Origin of the sequence: Alsobacter ponti, assembly GCF_024294805.1 — a bacterium.
GTDB lineage: Bacteria > Pseudomonadota > Alphaproteobacteria > Rhizobiales > Beijerinckiaceae > Alsobacter > Alsobacter ponti.
This window is the reverse complement of record NZ_JANCLU010000004.1, coordinates 141406-157229: the sequence shown is the minus strand read 5'-3', so window position 1 is coordinate 157229 and position 15824 is coordinate 141406. Positions and strand designations below refer to the sequence as shown.

Genomic DNA, 15824 nt, shown 5'->3' with positions numbered 1-15824 from the left:
CCCGCTGACAATTGCGGCCCGCCCTTCGATTGCGGCGCGCCCGCCGCCTGCCTATCATGCGCGCTCGCGACGCCCGGATTTTCGATGACCCGCTTTCTTCTCGTCGCGCTCGGCTACGTCATGCTGGCCGGCGCCTTCGTCAGTCTCGTCGTCGACGGCACGCGCTCCATCGCCTCGTCCGCCGTGGCGGCCACCTCGCTGCGGGCGGCGCTCGACAAGGCATGGCCGGCGCTCGTGCCGGCCATGCGCGGCGCCGTCTCGCAGCTTTCGCCCGTGCTGTGGGACCCGGTGGCGGCGTCGGTGCTGGCGGTGCCGCTGGCGCTGGCGCTCGCGGTTCCCGGCGTGCTGCTGGTCGTCGCGTTGCGCCGGCGCGAGCCCGAGATCGGCTTCGACACGCGGGCCTGACCCTCACGCGATCCTGATGCGCGGGGGCTCGCCAATCCGGGCCGGCATCGCCACATTGGGACGGCACGAGCGAGGTACCCCATGTTCTCCATGCGCAAGCGCCTGACGGTCCCCACCCCCGAGGAGAGCCTGGCTGGGCGGCCGCAACCGTTGCCGACGGCCGAGCGCCATTTCGTCAACGGCGAGCGGCTCAAGGGCCCCTACCCCCCGGGCGCGGAGATCGCCTATTTCGGCCTGGGCTGCTTCTGGGGCGCGGAGCGCGCCTTCTGGACGCTGCCGGGCGTCATCGTCACCGCCGTCGGCTACATGGGCGGCGCGACGCCGAACCCCACCTACGAGGAAACCTGCACCGGCCTCACCGGCCACACCGAGGCGGTGATGGTGGTCTACGATCCCTCGCGCCTCTCCTACGACACGCTGCTCAAGACGTTCTGGGAAAGCCACGACCCCACACAGGGCATGCGGCAGGGCAACGACGTCGGCACGCAGTACCGCTCGGCGGCGTACTGGACGAGCGACGCCCAGCGCGACGCGCTGGCGCGCTCGCGCGCCGCCTACGAGCAGGCGCTGGCCGCCAGGGGCCTCGGCCCGATCACCACCGAGCTCGCCCCCGCCGGGCCGTTCTACTTCGCCGAGGACTACCACCAGCAATATCTCGCCAGGAACCCGCGCGGCTATTGCGGCCTCGGCGGCACCGGCGTCTCCTGCCCCATCGGCCTCGGCGTCGCCAGCGCGGGGTGAGCGGGGCCGGGTTTCGGACGCCCGCGGCGAAGCTGAAAGGGCGGACGCCAGTCCGCCTGTCCCGTTCCCGGAGCCATCTCCCGGAGCGGAAAGGGCGGACGCCCGCCCGTCCCGTTCCAGGAACCCCGCATCCGCTCTGGATCGGTGCGGCGCAAGCCGCAACCCGTCCCCGGGATGCCGGAGCCTTGGCGGAGGCAGGCCCGGGGCCCAGCGAATGGATGATGCCGCGAAGCGGCGCTTTATCAGCCTTTTCATTTGGACGCGCTAACGCGCGACATATTGCGCTGGGCCCCGGCTCCGGTTCCGCAGTCGCTGCACCGGGCCGGGGACGGGCGGGCCGGAGGCCCGCGCGGCGTTCAGCCCAGCCCTCCCCCCTACGGCGCGGAGAGGACGATGCGGCAGGCGGGGGGGAGTTGGGCGAGGGTCAGCGGCGGGGCGGGCTTGCTCGGCTTGGGGTGCATCGCCTCGTCGGTGAACCACCACGCCAGCTCCGCGCCGCAGCCGTCGCCGCCGGGCGGCGGGGTCTGCCTCATGCAGCCCGCCTCGCGGGCCGGACAGGCGAGGCGGACATGGGTGTGGTAGTTGTGCCCGTAGATCGGTCGCACCTTGCCGAGCCAGTCGCGGTCGGTCCCCGCCTCGCGGCACAGCGCCTTCTTGATCGCCGGATTGACGAAGACGCGCTCGACGCCGGGCTGCTCGGCCAGCGCGCGGATGAGCGCGCGGTGGGCCGGCGTCCAGCGCTCCGGGATCACGTCCCTGCCGTCGGCGGCGACCAGGTTCACCGGCTCCATGTCCTCGCGCTCCTGGCGCGACAGCACGCGCGGCGGCATCGGCGTGAGCCAGATGTCGGCGTCGAGCCCGATCTGGTGCGAGGCGTGTCCGCTCCTCATCGGCCCGCCGCGCGGCTGGGCGATGTCGCCCACCAGCAGGCCGGGCCAGCCGGTGAGCGCGGGAACCCTGGCCGAGAACGCGGTGAGAAACGAGACGAGCCGGGGATGCCCCCAGTTGCGGTTGCGCGACAGGCGCATCGCCTGCCAGTGCGGCCCCTCCGCCGGCAGCATCTCCCCGCCCGCGAGGCACCCCCGCGCGTAGGAGCCGATCGCCCCCTCCCGCAACGCCGCCGGCCGCCCCGCCGCCCCGAACAAATCCCGCGCCGCCGGCTCCGCCGAAACAGCGGGCGAAGCGACCACAAGCGACAGTCCCAAGGCGGCGAGGCCGCGCGCGAAGGCGGATGCAGGCATGGCCGAATCATGCACGGCGGTGGATAGACTGTCCATGCCGGGCCGGGCCTTCCTGGCCGGCGAGCCCGTCGATCCGGACGGCGACGAGCCCGACGCCTGAGCGCCCTCAGCTGTCCATTTTGAGGGCGGCGATGAAGGCTTCCTGGGGGATTTCGACGCGGCCGAACTGGCGCATGCGCTTCTTGCCCTCCTTCTGTTTGTCGAGGAGCTTGCGCTTGCGCGAGATGTCGCCGCCGTAGCACTTCGCCGTCACGTCCTTGCGCAGGGCCGAGATGGTTTCGCGGGCGATGATCTTGCCGCCGATGGCCGCCTGGATCGGGATCTGGAACAGGTGCTGCGGGATCAGCTCCTTCAGCTTCTCGCACATGGCCCGGCCGCGGCTCTCGGCGCGGGTGCGGTGGACCAGCATGGAGAGCGCGTCCACCGGCTCGGCGTTGACGAGGATCGACATCTTCACGAGGTCGCCGGGCTTGTAGTCGGTGATCGCGTAGTCGAACGAGGCGTAGCCCTTCGAGATGGACTTCAAGCGGTCGTAGAAGTCGAACACCACCTCGTTGAGCGGCAGGTCGTACACCACCATGGCGCGGGCGCCGACATAGTTGAGGTCCACCTGCGAGCCGCGCCGGTCCTGGCACAGCTTGAGGATGGAGCCGAGATATTCGTCCGGCGTCAGGATGGTGGCGCGGATCCAGGGCTCGGCGATCTCCTCGATCTTCATCGGGTCCGGCATGTCGGCCGGGTTGTGCAGCTCGATCTCCTCGCCGTCGCGCAGCTTGATGCGGTAGATGACCGACGGCGCGGTGGCGATGAGGTCGAGGTTGAACTCGCGCTCCAGCCGCTCCTGGATGATCTCGAGGTGCAGCAGGCCGAGGAAGCCGCAGCGGAAGCCGAAGCCGAGCGCGGCGGAGGACTCCATCTCGAACGAGAAGCTGGCGTCGTTGAGGCGCAGCTTGCCCATCGCGGCGCGCAGATCCTCGAACTGCGCCGCGTCGACCGGGAAGAGCCCGCAGAACACCACCGGCTGGGCCGGCTTGAAGCCGGGCAGCGCCTTCGCCGTCGGCCGGCGCGTCTCGGTGATGGTGTCGCCGACGCGCGTGTCGGCCACCTGCTTGATCTGCGCCGTGATGTAGCCGACCTCGCCCGGGCCGAGCTGGGCGACGTCCGCCATCTTCGGCTTGAACACGCCGATGCGGTCCACCTGGTAGCGGGCCCCGGTGCCCATCATGGTGATCTCGGAGCCCTTGCGCAGCGCGCCGTCGACGACGCGCACCAGCACGACCACGCCGAGATAGGCGTCGTACCAGCTGTCGACCAGCAGCGCCTTGAGGGGCGCGGTCTCGTCGCCCTTGGGCGGCGGCAGCTTGTTGACGATGGCCTCCAGCACGAGGTCGATGCCGATGCCGGTCTTGGCGGAGATCGGCACGGCGTCGGACGCGTCGAGGCCGATCACCTCCTCGATCTGCGCCTTGATGCGCTCGGGGTCGGCGGCCGGCAGGTCGATCTTGTTGAGGACGGGCACGATCTCGTGGTTGGCGTCGAGCGCGTGGTAGACGTTGGCGAGCGTCTGCGCCTCGACGCCCTGCGAGGCGTCGACCACCAGCAGCGAGCCCTCGCAGGCCGCCAGAGACCGGCTGACCTCGTAGGCGAAGTCGACGTGGCCGGGCGTGTCCATGAGGTTGAGGATGTAGGTCTTGCCGTCCTTCGCCTTGTATTCCAGGCGGACGGTGTTGGCCTTGATGGTGATGCCGCGCTCGCGCTCGATGTCCATCGAGTCCAGCACCTGCTCCACCATGTCGCGCTCGGCCAGCCCGCCGGTGGTCTGGATCAGCCGGTCGGCGAGCGTCGACTTGCCATGGTCGATATGCGCGACGATGGAGAAGTTGCGGATGTTGTCGATGGGGTGCGTGGTCATGCGCGGGAGATAGCAGCAGGGCGTGGCTTTTCCAAGCGCGCAGCGGGGAATGGGGCCGCCGCCGGCGGCCCGGCTCGCCGCGCCGCGCTTGCGCCAGCGCCGCCGCCCGCTACAGTGGCGCGCCAGAGAATCCGAGACGAAACGAGCGAAGAGCGGTGGAACCAGCCTCCCTTGCCCACGGAATAGACATCCGCGACGCGGAGGAGAGCGACCTTCCCGCCATCCTCGACATCTATAACGACGCCATCCTCAACACGACGGCCACCTTCACCACCCACGCGGTGAACCTGGAGAGCCGCCGCCTGCTGCTGCACGAGCGCCGCGTTCACGGCTATCCGTTCGTGGTGGCGACCATCGCCGGCGAGGTGATCGGCTTCGCCACCTTCGGCGAGTTCCGCAAGGGCGACGGCTACGCCCACACGGTCGAGCACACGATCTACGTTCACCACCACCACCACGGCAAGGGCGTCGGCAAGCAGCTCATGCCGGTGCTGATCGACGCGGCGCGCAAGCTCGGCAAGCACGCCATCATCGGCGGCATCGACGCCGGCAACGCCGCCTCGCTGCATTTCCACCGCACCTTCGGCTTCGTCGAGGCCGGGCGGCTGACCGAGGTGGGCTGGAAGTTCGACCGCTGGCTCGACCTCGTGCTCATGCAGAAAGTGCTGGACTGACCGCGCGGCCCCGCCACTGGCGCGGGGCATCGCGATCCGCTACGCCAACGGCTTCGCGTCCTCCGTCCACGGCCCGTCCTTGACCCTCCTCGTCTTTCTCTCGGGGCTCGCCAGCGCCTTGCTGCACGCCGGCTGGAACGCCGCCGCGCGGACGCGCCCGGACCCGGGCCACGCCGTGGCGAGCGTGGTCATCATGGCCGGGGTGCTGGCGATGCCCTTCGCCATCGCCTGGGGCCCGCCCCCGATGACAGCGTGGAAATGGCTGGCGATGGGCATGGTCACCAACATGCTGACCATGCGCGCGCTGATGGCCACCTATCGCCGCCTGCCCTTCGCCGTCGGCTACCCGCTGGTGCGCGGCGTCGCGCCGGTCGGGGTGGCCGGCATCAGCTTCGCGGTGTTCGGCGAGACGCCCTCGCCGCTCGCCATCGCCGGCATCGCCGCCATCTCGGCCGGCGTGCTGCTGCTGGGCGAATCGGCGCGCCGCGGCGTGACCTTCGACCGCGTCGGGCTGGCGCTGGCGCTGTTCGCCGGCGTGTTCAACGCGCTGTTCGTGGTCAGCGACGCGCAGGGCGTGCGCGCCACCGGCGACGCGCTGACCTACGGCTTCACCGTCTGCATCGTGAACTCGCTGAGCATGGCGGCGATGCTGGCGGTCGAGGGCGTCGACGTGCCGCGCATGCTGCGCAAGGAGGGCGGCTTTGGCTTCCTCGCCTCGATGGCCTCCACCGGCTCCTACTTGTTCATCCTCTACGGCTACGCGCACGGACCTTCCGGCGCGGTGTCGGCGCTGCGCGAGACGAGCCTGTTCATCGGCATGCTGCTCGCCGCCACCGTGCTGCACGAGAAGGTGGGCTGGCTGCGCTGGTGCGCGGCGGCGATGGCGGTGGCCGGCATCGCGCTGCTGCGGCTCTCGTAGCGTCCGGCGGCGTCTTCCGTTTCGTCGTTTTCCGTTTCATCAAGGGCTGGCGTAGTATGCTTCGCCGGGCGCGCCGCCGTCCGCGCCGGGAGGCCGTCATGCACCTGCACCGCCGTCGCCTGCTGCTCTCCGGCGCGGCCCTCGCCGCCGCCCTGGGTCTGCCCGGGGGCGAGGCGCGCGCCGCCGCCTCGGCGAAGGGGCTGACGGTCGTCTATATCAGCGCGCGCAACTGCCCGATCTGCCGCGAGTGGAACGCCACCAAGCGCGACGCCTTCGCGGCGCGCTGCGCTGCCAGGGGCGTGCCCTTCCGCGTGGTCGAGGTCGCCTCGTTCGGCGACATCCGCGTCGCCGCCGAGTGGCCGGACGATTTGCGCCCGCTGCTGGCGCAGTTCTCCGACAAGGGCGGCACGCCGCGCTTCCTGCTGGTCGACAACGGCAAGGTCGTCGGCAATGTGCTCGGCGCGCTGACCTGGCGCGAGGACCGCGCCGCCCCGGGCAACTGAGCGGTTCCGCCTACACCGCGCGGCTATGTGTCCGGCCGGAGGCGCCGAGATAGGCGTCGAAGCACGACGCCACGGTGCGCACCAGGAAGCGGCGGGCGTCGGTCACGGTCAGGCGCGCGCCGTCGAGGCCGACGACGCCGTCGTCGCGCAGCGCGGCGAGGCGCGGCGTCGCCGCCAGCAGCGCCGCCGCCGACGCGCCGTGGCGCGCGCACACCTCGTCCAGATCGACCGCGAAGTCGCACATCAGCCGCTCGATGATGTCGGCGCGCAGGCGGTCGTCCGCCGTCAGGCGGTAGCCCTTGGCGACGGGCAGCTCGCCGGCGGCGACGCGCTCGGCGTAGCGCGGCAGCTGCACCTCGTTCTGCACGTAGCCCTGCGGCAGCTTGCCGATCGACGACGCGCCGAAGCCGATCAGCGTGTCGGCGGGGTCGGTGGTGTAGCCCTGGAAGTTGCGGTGCAGCTCGCCCGCCTCCTGCGCCTTCACCATCGCGTCCTCCGGCAGGGCGTAATGGTCGAGGCCGATGCGGCGATAGCCGGCGGCGACGAGCGCGGCGGCGATGGCCTCGGCCTGGGCATGGCGCTCCGCCGTGTCAGGCAGGTCGGCCTCGGAGATCTTGCGCTGGTGCTTCTTGAACGAGGGCACGTGCGCGTAGCCGAACACGGCGAACCGGTCCGGCCGCATGGCGACGCAGCGCGCCACCGTATCGAGGCAGGACTGCACGGTCTGGTGCGGCAGGCCGTAGATGAGGTCGAAGTTCACCCCGGTGACGCCGATGTCGCGCAGGCCGCGCAGCGCCGCCAGCGTCTGCGCCTCGGTCTGGATGCGCGCGATGGCGCGCTGCACGACGGGATCGAAGCTCTGCACGCCGAGGCTGGCGCGGTTGACGCCGGCCTCGCCGAGCGCGGCGATCATCGCCGGCTTCAGCGTGCGCGGGTCGATCTCGATGGCCACCTCGGCGTCGGGCTCCAGCGCGAAGCGCTCGCGCAGCAGGCCCATCAGCGCGATGAACTCGGCCGGCTCGAGGATGGTCGGCGTGCCGCCGCCGAAATGGACGTGGCGCACGCTGAGCCGGCGCGGCAGCGCGTCGGCGACGAGGCCGATCTCGCGCCGCATCACCTCGAGATAGTCGGAGATCGGCGCCTGGTGCTTGGTGATGGTGGTGTGGCAGCCGCAATACCAGCACATCGAGCGGCAGAAGGGCACGTGCAGGTAGAGCGAGGCCGAAGCGCGCTCCGGCAGCGCCGCCAGCCAGGCGCGATAGGTCGCCTCGTCGACGGCGGGCGCGAATTGCGGCGCGGTGGGATAGCTGGTGTAGCGCGGCAGGCGCTCCTCGCCGTAGCGCAGCGCGATGGCGTGGTCGGCGTCCGTGCGGTCGGCGCTGGGCTGGACATGCTGGTTCATGGTCGGGCCTCGGGGGCAGGGGATCGACGGCCGGCGCGCGCGCCGGATCGTGGTCCTTCTACCCCGCCCCAGGGCGGTCCGATTTGTGATCGATCAAGGTCGCCGCGCTTTTCCGGGAAGCGGCTCGTCCGGGGCGCGCCGCGCGGTGGCGCGGCGGAGGAGGATCCGGATCGCGGGGCGACCCGGATGCTCGAAGGTCAGGGCGGGAGCGGCGAGCCCCTCCCGCGCCGGAAGATCACGGCATACGCAGATTGACCGCGGCTTCCTTGCCGGTCTTGCGGTCGGGCTCGACGTCGTAGGAGATCTTCTGTCCGTCGTTCAGGTTGCTGAGGCCCGAACGCTCGACGGCGCTGATGTGGACGAACACGTCCTTGCCGCCGCTATCCGGCTGGATGAAGCCATATCCCTTCGTGGCATTGAACCACTTCACGGTACCCGTCGCCATCGTCTCTCTCAATTCCAAGCCCGATAAGATGGCGAACTATTCGCCCTTACGGCTAACGACATCAAACGGAGCTTTTCGCGAAATTGCAAGCTTGAGCGCAAGTTAAGGCGTCGGGTCATCATACATCTAGAATTTTACTTGAAACGCCGACGCCCGCGCGGACGCCGCCGCGAGCGCCGCGCACGCCGACCTCGTAATTTCCCCGATGTACAACCTACCCGTGCAGTTTAGGCTGAAAACGAACCGAATCGCGCCCGCCTGAGCTGTCCCCCATGGCTAGAGCCGTCGTTTTCGCGCTTCTGGGCGCCCTTCTCGCCGCCGCGCCGGCCAGCGCGGAGCAGGCGTTTCCCGTGCGGCTGGCGAGCGCCACCGCGACGGGCGCGGCCACGTCGGGCCCCAGCGGCTGGGCGGATTTCTGCCAGCGCTACGCCAGCGAGTGCAACCACCCCCGCGTCCGCGCCGACGCCGCCCCGATCCCGCTGACCCCGGAGACCTGGCGGCTGATCGTCGCCATCAACCAGACGTTCAACGACGTCATCGTCGGCGTGCCCGACAACGAGCACTGGGGCGTGGTCGAGCGCTGGGACTTCGCCGAGGACGGGCGCGGCGACTGCGAGGATTACGTGCTGCTGAAGCGCCGCGCGGCCATAGCGCTCGGCCTGCCGCGCTCCTCGCTGCTGATCACGGTGGTGCTGGACACGCACGGTGACGGCCACGCCGTGCTGACCGTGCGCACCGACCGGGGCGACTTCGTGCTCGACAACCTGCGCGACGCCGTGCTGCCGTGGACGGAGACGGGCTACAAGTTCCTCAAGCGCCAGTCGGTCGAGAACGAGATGGCGTGGGCCGCCGTCGAAACGCCGGCCGACGCGCCGGCGCTGGTGGCCTCGAGCCGCTGACCGGCTCCGGCCGGCCGTCACACGCGGCGCGCCAGCGCGCCGACGGCGACGCCGACGAGCAAGGCGAGCCCCACTGACAGCAGCGGATTGTCCCGCACGTACTCGCTCATCCCGCCGGGCTGGCCGAGGTCCGGCAGCCAGCGCTCCGCGCGGCGGGCGGCGTCCCGTTCGTCCTGACGGATCAGCGCGTCGTCGTCCAGTACGCGCATGGCGTGGCCGAGGCGGTCGCCCTCGGCGCTGACGGTGAGGCGGACGCCCCGCCCGCCCGTCACCGGATTCATTTCGATTTCGTGGTCGCGGAAGCCCGCCCGCGTCAGCCGGTTGACGGCCTCGCTGGCGGCCGCCTGGCTGGCGAAGAAGGCGGAGGTGACTTGGCCGGAGGTGGCCTGGTTCTGGCCTGCTGACATCGACGCCTCGACAGCGAATGGGACCCGCCGGCGCGCGACGGCGACGGAGCGGAGAAGGGAAAGGACGTCGCCCGGGCGGGCCGGGCGACGTCGTCAGACGGTCGGACGCGTCCGCCGGCCCGCGATCGCGCCCCAGATAGCCAGGACGATGACCGCGCCGACGATCGCGCCGATGAAGCCGGCGCCTTCGCCCGCGTGGTACCAGCCGATGGCCTGACCAAGCCAGGTCGCCACGAAAGCCCCGATGATTCCGAGGATCGTGGTGAGGATGAAGCCGGAAGGCTCGTTGTCGCCGGGCATGATCAACTTGGCGATGACGCCCGCGACGAAGCCGATGATGATAGTCCACAGGATGCTCATGCCGGCACAACGCGGGCTCTCGCGGGAAAGTTGCAGGCGCTCGGGCCGAGTTTCATCGCGGCCCCGCTTGCGCCAAAAGTCTTGCCAACACTCTTGCATCCGCGCGGGGGGCGCACTAACCCGGCTCAGCGCTGCAAACTGGGCCCGGAGACCGGCATGACCCTCGACCCCAAGATCGTTGAAACCCTCTCCGCCGTGTCGACGGCCACCGTCACGACCATCCTGCTGAAGAAGGGGCTCCGCAACGTCTGGATGCGCGGCACGCGGCCGCTGCGTCCGGACCAGAAGCGCGTCGTCGGCCGCGCCTTCACGCTGCGCTTCGTGCCGGCCCGCGAGGACCTGGCGACGCCGGAATCGTGGTCGTCGCCGAAGTCGACGCGCGCCGCCATCGAGGCGATGCCGGAAGGCTGCGTCGCGGTGGTGGACGCCATGGGCGTGACGGACGCCGGCATCTTCGGCGACATTTTGTGCGCCCGCATGGCGAAGAAGGGCGTGGCCGCGCTCGTCACCGACGGCGTGGTGCGCGACCTCGCCGGCGTGCTCGGCACCGGCCTGCCGGTGTGGTGCCAGGGCCAGGCGGCCCCGCCTTCCGTCGCCGGCCTCACCTTCGTCAACTGGCAGGAGCCGATCGCCTGCGGCGGCGTCGCCGTGTTCCCGGACGACGTGGTGGTTGTGGATGCCGACGGCGCGGTGCTGATCCCGGCCGCCCTGCTCGACGCGGTGTTGGCCGAGGCCCCCGAGCAGGAGCGCATGGAGGCGTGGATCATGGACGAGGTCGCCAAGGGCGTGCAGCTGCCCGGCCTCTACCCCATGAACGCCGAGACGAAAGCCCGCTACCAGGCGGCCTTCGGCAGCCAGAAGGCCTGACGCGAGGCGGGCGAAAGCCCGCCCTCAAAAGTGCGGGCTCCCAGCCCGCACGTCCCCGGAGCGGTGCAGCGACAGCGGAACCGCATCCGGGGGCCAGCGCAATATGCCGCGCGTCAGCGCGTCCTGATGGGGTTTTCCAATTGAGCGCCGCTGCGCGGCAGCATCCATGCGCTGGGCCCCGGGCCTGCCTCCGCCAAGGCTCCGGCATCCCGGGGACGGGACGGGCGGGCGAAGGCCCGCCCTTTTTCGTTTGCGGGCTCCCAGCCCGCACGTCCCCGGAGCGGTGCAGCGACAGCGGAACCGCATCCGGGGGCCAGTGCACTATGGCGCGCGTCAGCGCGTCCTGATGGGGTTTTCCAATTGAGCGCCGCTGCGCGGCAGCATCCATGCGCTGGGCCCCGGGCCTGCCTCCGCCAAGGCTCCGTCCCCGGAGCGGTGCAGCGAAGCGGAACCGCATCCGGGGGCCAGCGCAATAGGGCGCGCGAAGCGCGTCCTTATCAAAAGGCCTGTAAAGCGCCCCTCAGGAGGGCCGCATGCCCGCGGTCTCGGGCGTGAAGGCGTCGATCAGCGGCGTCGGGCAGGCCAGGGCGAACAGGGCGTCGCGGTCGGCGATACGGATGCGGCTGCCCTCGAAGGCGACGCCGTGGCGCTCCAGCGCCGAGATGTTGCGCGACAGGCTCTCCGGCGAGCTGCCGAGCAGCGAGGCGAGCACGCGCTTCTTGAAGGGGAGCTCGATGACCTCCGACTCGTGCGCCTCGAGATGCGCGGCCAGCACCCAGTTGGCGAGGCGCTCGGTGGCGGTGCGAAGCTTCTGATTGTGCAGCTCGCGGATCGTGCGTCGGCACTGGTCCGACAGCTCGCGCGCCACGGCGGCGGCGAAGCCGACATCGGTCGTCATGGCGTTGCGCACGATCTGCGCCGGCGTCATCAAGAGGGTGGAGCGGGTCAGAGTCGTCACCGAGGCGAGCAGCGCCTCGTCGGCGATCACGGCCGACAGCACCACCGGCAGAGGCGCGCGAATGACCTCGACCGTCGCGTCGACGCCGCGATGATGGCCGGCGACCTCGACGGAGCCCTCGATCACGACGTAGAGGGAGTCTGGCCTCGTGCCCTGCTCCTGCAGCATCACGCCGGACGGGAAGACCTGGACGAAGCCCACCGAAGCGACCTGCCGCAGCGTGTCCTCGTTGGCGTCCTTGAATAGCGGGAGCGTCTTGATTCGGGCGACGTCCTCGGGGCGCATGGCAATCTCCGCGCTGCCGGCATGACGATTTCACGTCAGAACCGGGGTAATAAGTAGTTTTTCGAATAGCCAATGTTGACTACCGCTCAATCCTTTGTGCGCGCGCGCCCTGCTTTGCTCAAGTTTCCACTTGCGAAGAAGTGGGTCGTTTTGTTTCCAATCTACAAACGAAATCTGTGCTTATGCGCCCGGCCAAAGGTGGCCGCGGGGAGGCCGGCTCACTCGGCCCGGACGCTCTTGCGGCGCACCTCGGTGGCGAAGAGGTAGCCGACGCCGCGCACGCTTCGGATCAGCGACGGGGCGTTGGGCGGATCGATCTTCGAGCGCAATTTGCTGACGAGGACGTCCACCGCGCGACCCTCGGCGATCCACTGCCGGCCGTGAATGTGCTCGGCGATGGCGTCGCGCTCGAAGACGCGGTTGGGGCTCTGCGCCAGCAGCTCCAGCAGGCGGAACTGCGCCCCGGTCAGCTCGACGGAATGTCCCTGCGCGTCGCGCAGCGTTTGCGAGACAGTGTCGAGCTCGAAGCCGGCGAACTCGTACACGCCGCGGTCGCGGCCCGGCGCGCCGGCCGGGGCCATGCGCGCGTGCAGCTTGCGAATCCGCAGCGCCAGTTCGCGCGGCTCGACCGGCTTGGTGACGTAGTCGTCCGCCCCGAGCTCCAGCCCGAGGACGCGGTCGAGCGCCGAGCCGCGCGCCGAGACGACGATGATGCCGACCCCGGAGCTGGACAGCGACTTGATGAGATCGAACCCGCTGCCGTCGCCCAGCATGATGTCGACGACCGCCACGTCGGGCTTGTCGCGTGACAGTTTCCGCCCGGCATCGGCAAGATTCTGCGCCTCTTGAACGTCCATTCCTTCGGAACGGAGATACAGGGCCATGCTCTCGCGGGTCAGAGGCTCGTCTTCGATGAGCAACACTCGCACCGAACTGTCTCCCACTTCTCCCTAACCGTGACACTAAAATCCAGCTTGGACTTGACGATAATCACGAATAACGACGACAACATTGCCGAAGTTACGAATCCACCGCCTTGTTACACGCTGCCGTCGCCCGCGTCACCCAGCTCTAGCACGGCGTCGCGCGCCGCCTCGGTCGCCAAAGCGAGCGGTTCGGCGCCCTCCGCCACGTCGCCCGAATCGGAATCGGCCACCGCGCGCGCCATCTCGGCCGGGGCGCGCGCGCCGAACGCGCCGAGCAGGCTGACCATGCGGTGGGCGACGCGCTTCACCGCCGCGCCGTCGCCGGCCGCCGCCGCGCCGCGCAGCTCGGCGACGCGGTCGCGCGTCTCGTCGAGGAAGATGCCGCGAAGGCGGGCGAAGTTGTCGGCGCCGTAGAGGGCCCTGAGCGAGGCGAGATGGGCGGCGTCCACCGCCGGTCCGTGCGGGGTCATGCGGCGTCTCCCTCGGCGAGCGTTCGCAGGTACGCGCCTTTCGGCGTGGCGGGGTCGAGCAGCGCTTGCAGCTCGGTCAGCGCGAAGGGCTTGGCGAGCACATCGTCGAAGCCGACCTGCGCGGCGCGCTGCAACTCCGGCTTGCCGACCTGCGCCGTCATGGCGACGAGGCGCGCCGCGCCGCGCGGGCCGCCGAGCCCGCGGATGCGCCGCGCGGCGGCGAGCCCGTCCATCACCGGCATCTGGATGTCGAGCAGGATGGCGTCGAAGGGCGGCTGTTCCTCGACACGGGCCACCGCCTGCGCGCCGTTCTCGACCAGCACGGCGTCGTGCCCGAGCCGCTGCAGCAGCATCTGCACCAAACTGCGGTTGAGCGGCTCGTCCTCCGCCACCAGCACCCGCAGCGCATTCTCGGCGGGCGTCGGCGCTGGAAATGGCGCGACGGCGGCGGGCTCCGCAACGGCGGCGGGGCGGGCCTCGGCGGGCGAGAACGGCACCTCGATGTAGAACAGCGCGCCGGGCTCGCCCGAGGCCGCCAAGCCGATCTCGCCGCCGAGCAGCGACACGATGGAGCGCGAGATGGTGAGGCCCAGCCCGAACCCGGCGGCCCGGACGGTGGCGTCGCCGGAGCCCTGCACATAGGGCTCGAACAGGCGGTCGCGCAGCTCCGGCTCGACGCCGGGGCCGGTGTCCTGCACCTCCAGCCGCAGCGCCGGCGGCGCGCCGGGGCGGCTGTCGGCCAGCCGCGCCCGCACCGTCACGCGGCCGCTGCGGGTGAACTTGACGGCGTTTCCGACGAGGTTGAGCAGCACCTGTTGCAGGCGTTCGGGATCGCCGACGATGCTCTCCGGCAGGTCGGGGGCGACCTCGCCGACGACCTCGATGGGCCGGCCCTTCACCAGGATCAGCCCCTGCTCGACGGTTCTCTCCACCAGGCGTCCGAGAAGCACGGGCACGCGCTTGACCTCCGAGCGGCCGACCTCCAGCCGCGACAGGGACATCACGTCGCTGAGCAGCGCCACGAGGCCTTTCGACGTGCTCTGGATCGCCTCGACGTGGCGGCGCTGCTCGGGATCGAGGCGCGACAGGCGCAGCAGCTCGGCCATGCCGAACACCACGTTGAGCGGGTTGCGCACCTCGTGGCTCATGATGGCGACGAAGTCGGACTTGGCGCGGCTGGCGGCCTCCGCCGCCACCATGCCGGCCTCCAGCTCGGCGGCGAGCTGGCGCTGCGCCGACTGCAGCTGCACGACGACATAGGTGAAGCCGAGCACCAGCGCGCAGCCGGCCGCCGCGCCGATGCCGATGATTTCCACCATCGACTGCCAGCGCGACAGGTAGACGCCGTCCAGCGTGGTGGCGAAGACCATCACCGGATAGGTCGCCGCGCCCTGCGCCGCGACGATGCGCGTCGACACCTCGTTGTCGGCGAGGATGCGCGGCTCGGTGACCTCCCACGCGCCGGGGCCGAGCTCGCGGAAGCGCTTGAAGGCGGTGCTGGGGCCCAGCGACTTGCCGACGATGTTCTCGCGCTGCGGGTATTGCGCCAGCACGACGCCGTCCTGCCGCGCCAGCGTCACCGTCGCGGCGAGGTCGAGGTTCTTGTAGAAATCCGTGAAGAACTGGTCGCGCATGGTCACGCTGATCGCGCCCATGACGGAGCCGTGTTGGTCGAACAGCGGCCGCGCCAGCGGCACGCGCCATTTGCCGGTGATCTTGCTGACCGCCGCGTCGCCGATGAAGAAGCTGTCGTACGGCGCGGCCAGCGCGGCGCGCACGTCCGCGCCCTCCGTCAACTCCGAGGGGGGAACGTCGGAGCCCGAGGCCCCGAGCAGCCTGCCGTCGCGGTCGTAGACCGCGATCGCGCCGACATTGCCGGAGGTGGCGGCGATCTCGGTGAGGCGGTTGGCCAGCTCGCGGTCGCTGCGCATGCGTTTCAGCTGGTCGGCGTCGCCGCCGCTCATCTGCGAGACGTCGTCGCGCGCCGCGACGATCACGAGGTCGGCGGCGCGCAGGGCCTGGTCGGCGTGGCCGGCCAGCACGCGCGCGAACTGCACCAGCGTGTTGCGCCACTGGTTGACGCTATCGCGCCGCGCCTCCGACACGAGGAACGCGGCGGCGATGACCACGAGCATGGCGATGGCCGCGCCAGAGCCGCCGAGAATCAGCGAAACCGACCCGTATCGCCCCACGTGGCGTGGCCGCGCGGGCGCGGCGTTCGTCTGTTCGGCCTGTCCACTCGGCACGGAGATCTCCAGCGGCGAGAACGTCGCCTGTCTGGGGTTAACTTAATACGAGTGACACCTCAATCCGTGATCACCACAATCCAGACAACACAGCAATCGTGCTAAGAAAAGTAAACGTCGACTTTGCAATTCGAGCAAACAATTTAAAGCTTATCTTTTGTTAT

General features: G+C 70.3%; 17 protein-coding genes. 7 read left to right on the top strand and 10 right to left on the bottom strand.

Annotated features, from left to right (window positions below):
* Positions 1-84 precede the first annotated feature (84 nt).
* Both NK718_RS05845 and msrA read left to right on the top strand, forming a co-directional pair.
* Positions 85-405, top strand: a complete 321-nt coding sequence (locus tag NK718_RS05845; protein WP_254739536.1) for a hypothetical protein — start codon at positions 85-87, stop codon at positions 403-405.
* Between the two features lie 81 nt (positions 406-486).
* The gene (gene msrA / locus NK718_RS05840; protein ID WP_254739534.1) at positions 487-1146 is read left to right on the top strand and encodes a peptide-methionine (S)-S-oxide reductase MsrA; all 660 of its coding nucleotides are present in this window, start codon (positions 487-489) and stop codon (positions 1144-1146) included.
* Positions 1147-1520: 374 nt separating this feature from the next.
* On the opposite strand, the gene mepA is transcribed toward msrA, so the two are convergent.
* Both mepA and lepA read right to left on the bottom strand, forming a co-directional pair.
* A complete protein-coding gene (gene mepA / locus NK718_RS05835; protein WP_254739532.1) occupies positions 1521-2387 on the bottom strand; it encodes a penicillin-insensitive murein endopeptidase in 867 nt (288 codons plus the stop codon).
* A gap of 106 nt (positions 2388-2493) precedes the next feature.
* Positions 2494-4299, bottom strand: coding sequence for a translation elongation factor 4 (gene lepA / locus NK718_RS05830; RefSeq protein ID WP_254739530.1), 1806 nt, complete (start codon positions 4297-4299; stop codon positions 2494-2496).
* A gap of 155 nt (positions 4300-4454) precedes the next feature.
* Between lepA and NK718_RS05825 the strand changes: the two genes are divergently transcribed.
* The 3 genes from NK718_RS05825 to NK718_RS05815 all read left to right on the top strand — a co-directional run bounded on the left by NK718_RS05825 (position 4455) and on the right by NK718_RS05815 (position 6395).
* Complete coding sequence (locus NK718_RS05825) at positions 4455-4973, top strand: GNAT family N-acetyltransferase (protein WP_254739528.1); 519 nt, start codon at positions 4455-4457, stop codon at positions 4971-4973.
* Positions 4974-5052: 79 nt separating this feature from the next.
* Positions 5053-5892 (top strand): EamA family transporter, encoded by an 840-nt coding sequence (locus tag NK718_RS05820; RefSeq protein ID WP_254739526.1) that lies wholly within the window; start codon positions 5053-5055, stop codon positions 5890-5892.
* 98 nt (positions 5893-5990) lie between these two features.
* On the top strand, positions 5991-6395 hold the full coding sequence (locus NK718_RS05815; protein WP_254739525.1) for a hypothetical protein: 405 nt from the start codon (positions 5991-5993) through the stop codon (positions 6393-6395).
* A gap of 10 nt (positions 6396-6405) precedes the next feature.
* Here the strand turns inward: NK718_RS05815 and hemN are convergent, their stop codons facing one another.
* Positions 6406-7797, bottom strand: coding sequence for an oxygen-independent coproporphyrinogen III oxidase (gene hemN / locus NK718_RS05810; protein WP_254739523.1), 1392 nt, complete (start codon positions 7795-7797; stop codon positions 6406-6408).
* A 235-nt stretch (positions 7798-8032) separates the two neighbouring features.
* Positions 8033-8242, bottom strand: coding sequence for a cold-shock protein (locus NK718_RS05805; RefSeq protein ID WP_254739521.1), 210 nt, complete (start codon positions 8240-8242; stop codon positions 8033-8035).
* Between the two features lie 272 nt (positions 8243-8514).
* On the opposite strand from NK718_RS05805, the gene NK718_RS05800 reads away from it, so the two are divergent.
* On the top strand, positions 8515-9141 hold the full coding sequence (locus NK718_RS05800) for a transglutaminase-like cysteine peptidase (RefSeq protein WP_254739519.1): 627 nt from the start codon (positions 8515-8517) through the stop codon (positions 9139-9141).
* 17 nt (positions 9142-9158) lie between these two features.
* Here the strand turns inward: NK718_RS05800 and NK718_RS05795 are convergent, their stop codons facing one another.
* Both NK718_RS05795 and NK718_RS05790 read right to left on the bottom strand, forming a co-directional pair.
* Complete coding sequence (locus NK718_RS05795; protein ID WP_254739517.1) at positions 9159-9548, bottom strand: DUF883 C-terminal domain-containing protein; 390 nt, start codon at positions 9546-9548, stop codon at positions 9159-9161.
* A gap of 93 nt (positions 9549-9641) precedes the next feature.
* Positions 9642-9908 (bottom strand): GlsB/YeaQ/YmgE family stress response membrane protein, encoded by a 267-nt coding sequence (locus NK718_RS05790; protein WP_254739515.1) that lies wholly within the window; start codon positions 9906-9908, stop codon positions 9642-9644.
* A gap of 156 nt (positions 9909-10064) precedes the next feature.
* On the opposite strand from NK718_RS05790, the gene NK718_RS05785 reads away from it, so the two are divergent.
* Positions 10065-10775 (top strand): ribonuclease activity regulator RraA, encoded by a 711-nt coding sequence (locus tag NK718_RS05785; protein ID WP_254739513.1) that lies wholly within the window; start codon positions 10065-10067, stop codon positions 10773-10775.
* A 520-nt stretch (positions 10776-11295) separates the two neighbouring features.
* On the opposite strand, the gene NK718_RS05780 is transcribed toward NK718_RS05785, so the two are convergent.
* The 4 genes from NK718_RS05780 to NK718_RS22140 form a co-directional block, all read right to left on the bottom strand.
* Positions 11296-12018, bottom strand: coding sequence for a helix-turn-helix domain-containing protein (locus tag NK718_RS05780; protein WP_254739511.1), 723 nt, complete (start codon positions 12016-12018; stop codon positions 11296-11298).
* 218 nt (positions 12019-12236) lie between these two features.
* Entirely contained in the window at positions 12237-12941 is a 705-nt protein-coding gene (locus NK718_RS05775; protein ID WP_371877231.1) for a response regulator transcription factor, read from the bottom strand.
* A 116-nt stretch (positions 12942-13057) separates the two neighbouring features.
* The gene (locus NK718_RS05770; protein WP_254739509.1) at positions 13058-13414 is read right to left on the bottom strand and encodes an Hpt domain-containing protein; all 357 of its coding nucleotides are present in this window, start codon (positions 13412-13414) and stop codon (positions 13058-13060) included.
* Complete coding sequence (locus tag NK718_RS22140) at positions 13411-15660, bottom strand: ATP-binding protein (RefSeq protein WP_254739507.1); 2250 nt, start codon at positions 15658-15660, stop codon at positions 13411-13413. Before NK718_RS22140 ends, NK718_RS05770 begins: the two co-directional genes overlap by 4 nt.
* Positions 15661-15824: the final 164 nt, after the last annotated feature.

Coding starts and splice junctions, on each gene's coding strand:
- NK718_RS05795 (WP_254739517.1), bottom strand. CDS start 9,548: ATGTCAGCAGGCCAGAACCAGGCCACCTCCGGCCAAGTCACCTCCGCC.
- NK718_RS05800 (WP_254739519.1), top strand. CDS start 8,515: ATGGCTAGAGCCGTCGTTTTCGCGCTTCTGGGCGCCCTTCTCGCCGCC.
- NK718_RS05845 (WP_254739536.1), top strand. CDS start 85: ATGACCCGCTTTCTTCTCGTCGCGCTCGGCTACGTCATGCTGGCCGGC.
- NK718_RS05770 (WP_254739509.1), bottom strand. CDS start 13,414: ATGACCCCGCACGGACCGGCGGTGGACGCCGCCCATCTCGCCTCGCTC.
- lepA (WP_254739530.1), bottom strand. CDS start 4,299: ATGACCACGCACCCCATCGACAACATCCGCAACTTCTCCATCGTCGCG.
- NK718_RS05785 (WP_254739513.1), top strand. CDS start 10,065: ATGACCCTCGACCCCAAGATCGTTGAAACCCTCTCCGCCGTGTCGACG.
- msrA (WP_254739534.1), top strand. CDS start 487: ATGTTCTCCATGCGCAAGCGCCTGACGGTCCCCACCCCCGAGGAGAGC.
- NK718_RS05780 (WP_254739511.1), bottom strand. CDS start 12,018: ATGCGCCCCGAGGACGTCGCCCGAATCAAGACGCTCCCGCTATTCAAG.
- mepA (WP_254739532.1), bottom strand. CDS start 2,387: ATGCCTGCATCCGCCTTCGCGCGCGGCCTCGCCGCCTTGGGACTGTCG.
- NK718_RS05790 (WP_254739515.1), bottom strand. CDS start 9,908: ATGAGCATCCTGTGGACTATCATCATCGGCTTCGTCGCGGGCGTCATC.
- NK718_RS05805 (WP_254739521.1), bottom strand. CDS start 8,242: ATGGCGACGGGTACCGTGAAGTGGTTCAATGCCACGAAGGGATATGGC.
- hemN (WP_254739523.1), bottom strand. CDS start 7,797: ATGAACCAGCATGTCCAGCCCAGCGCCGACCGCACGGACGCCGACCAC.
- NK718_RS05815 (WP_254739525.1), top strand. CDS start 5,991: ATGCACCTGCACCGCCGTCGCCTGCTGCTCTCCGGCGCGGCCCTCGCC.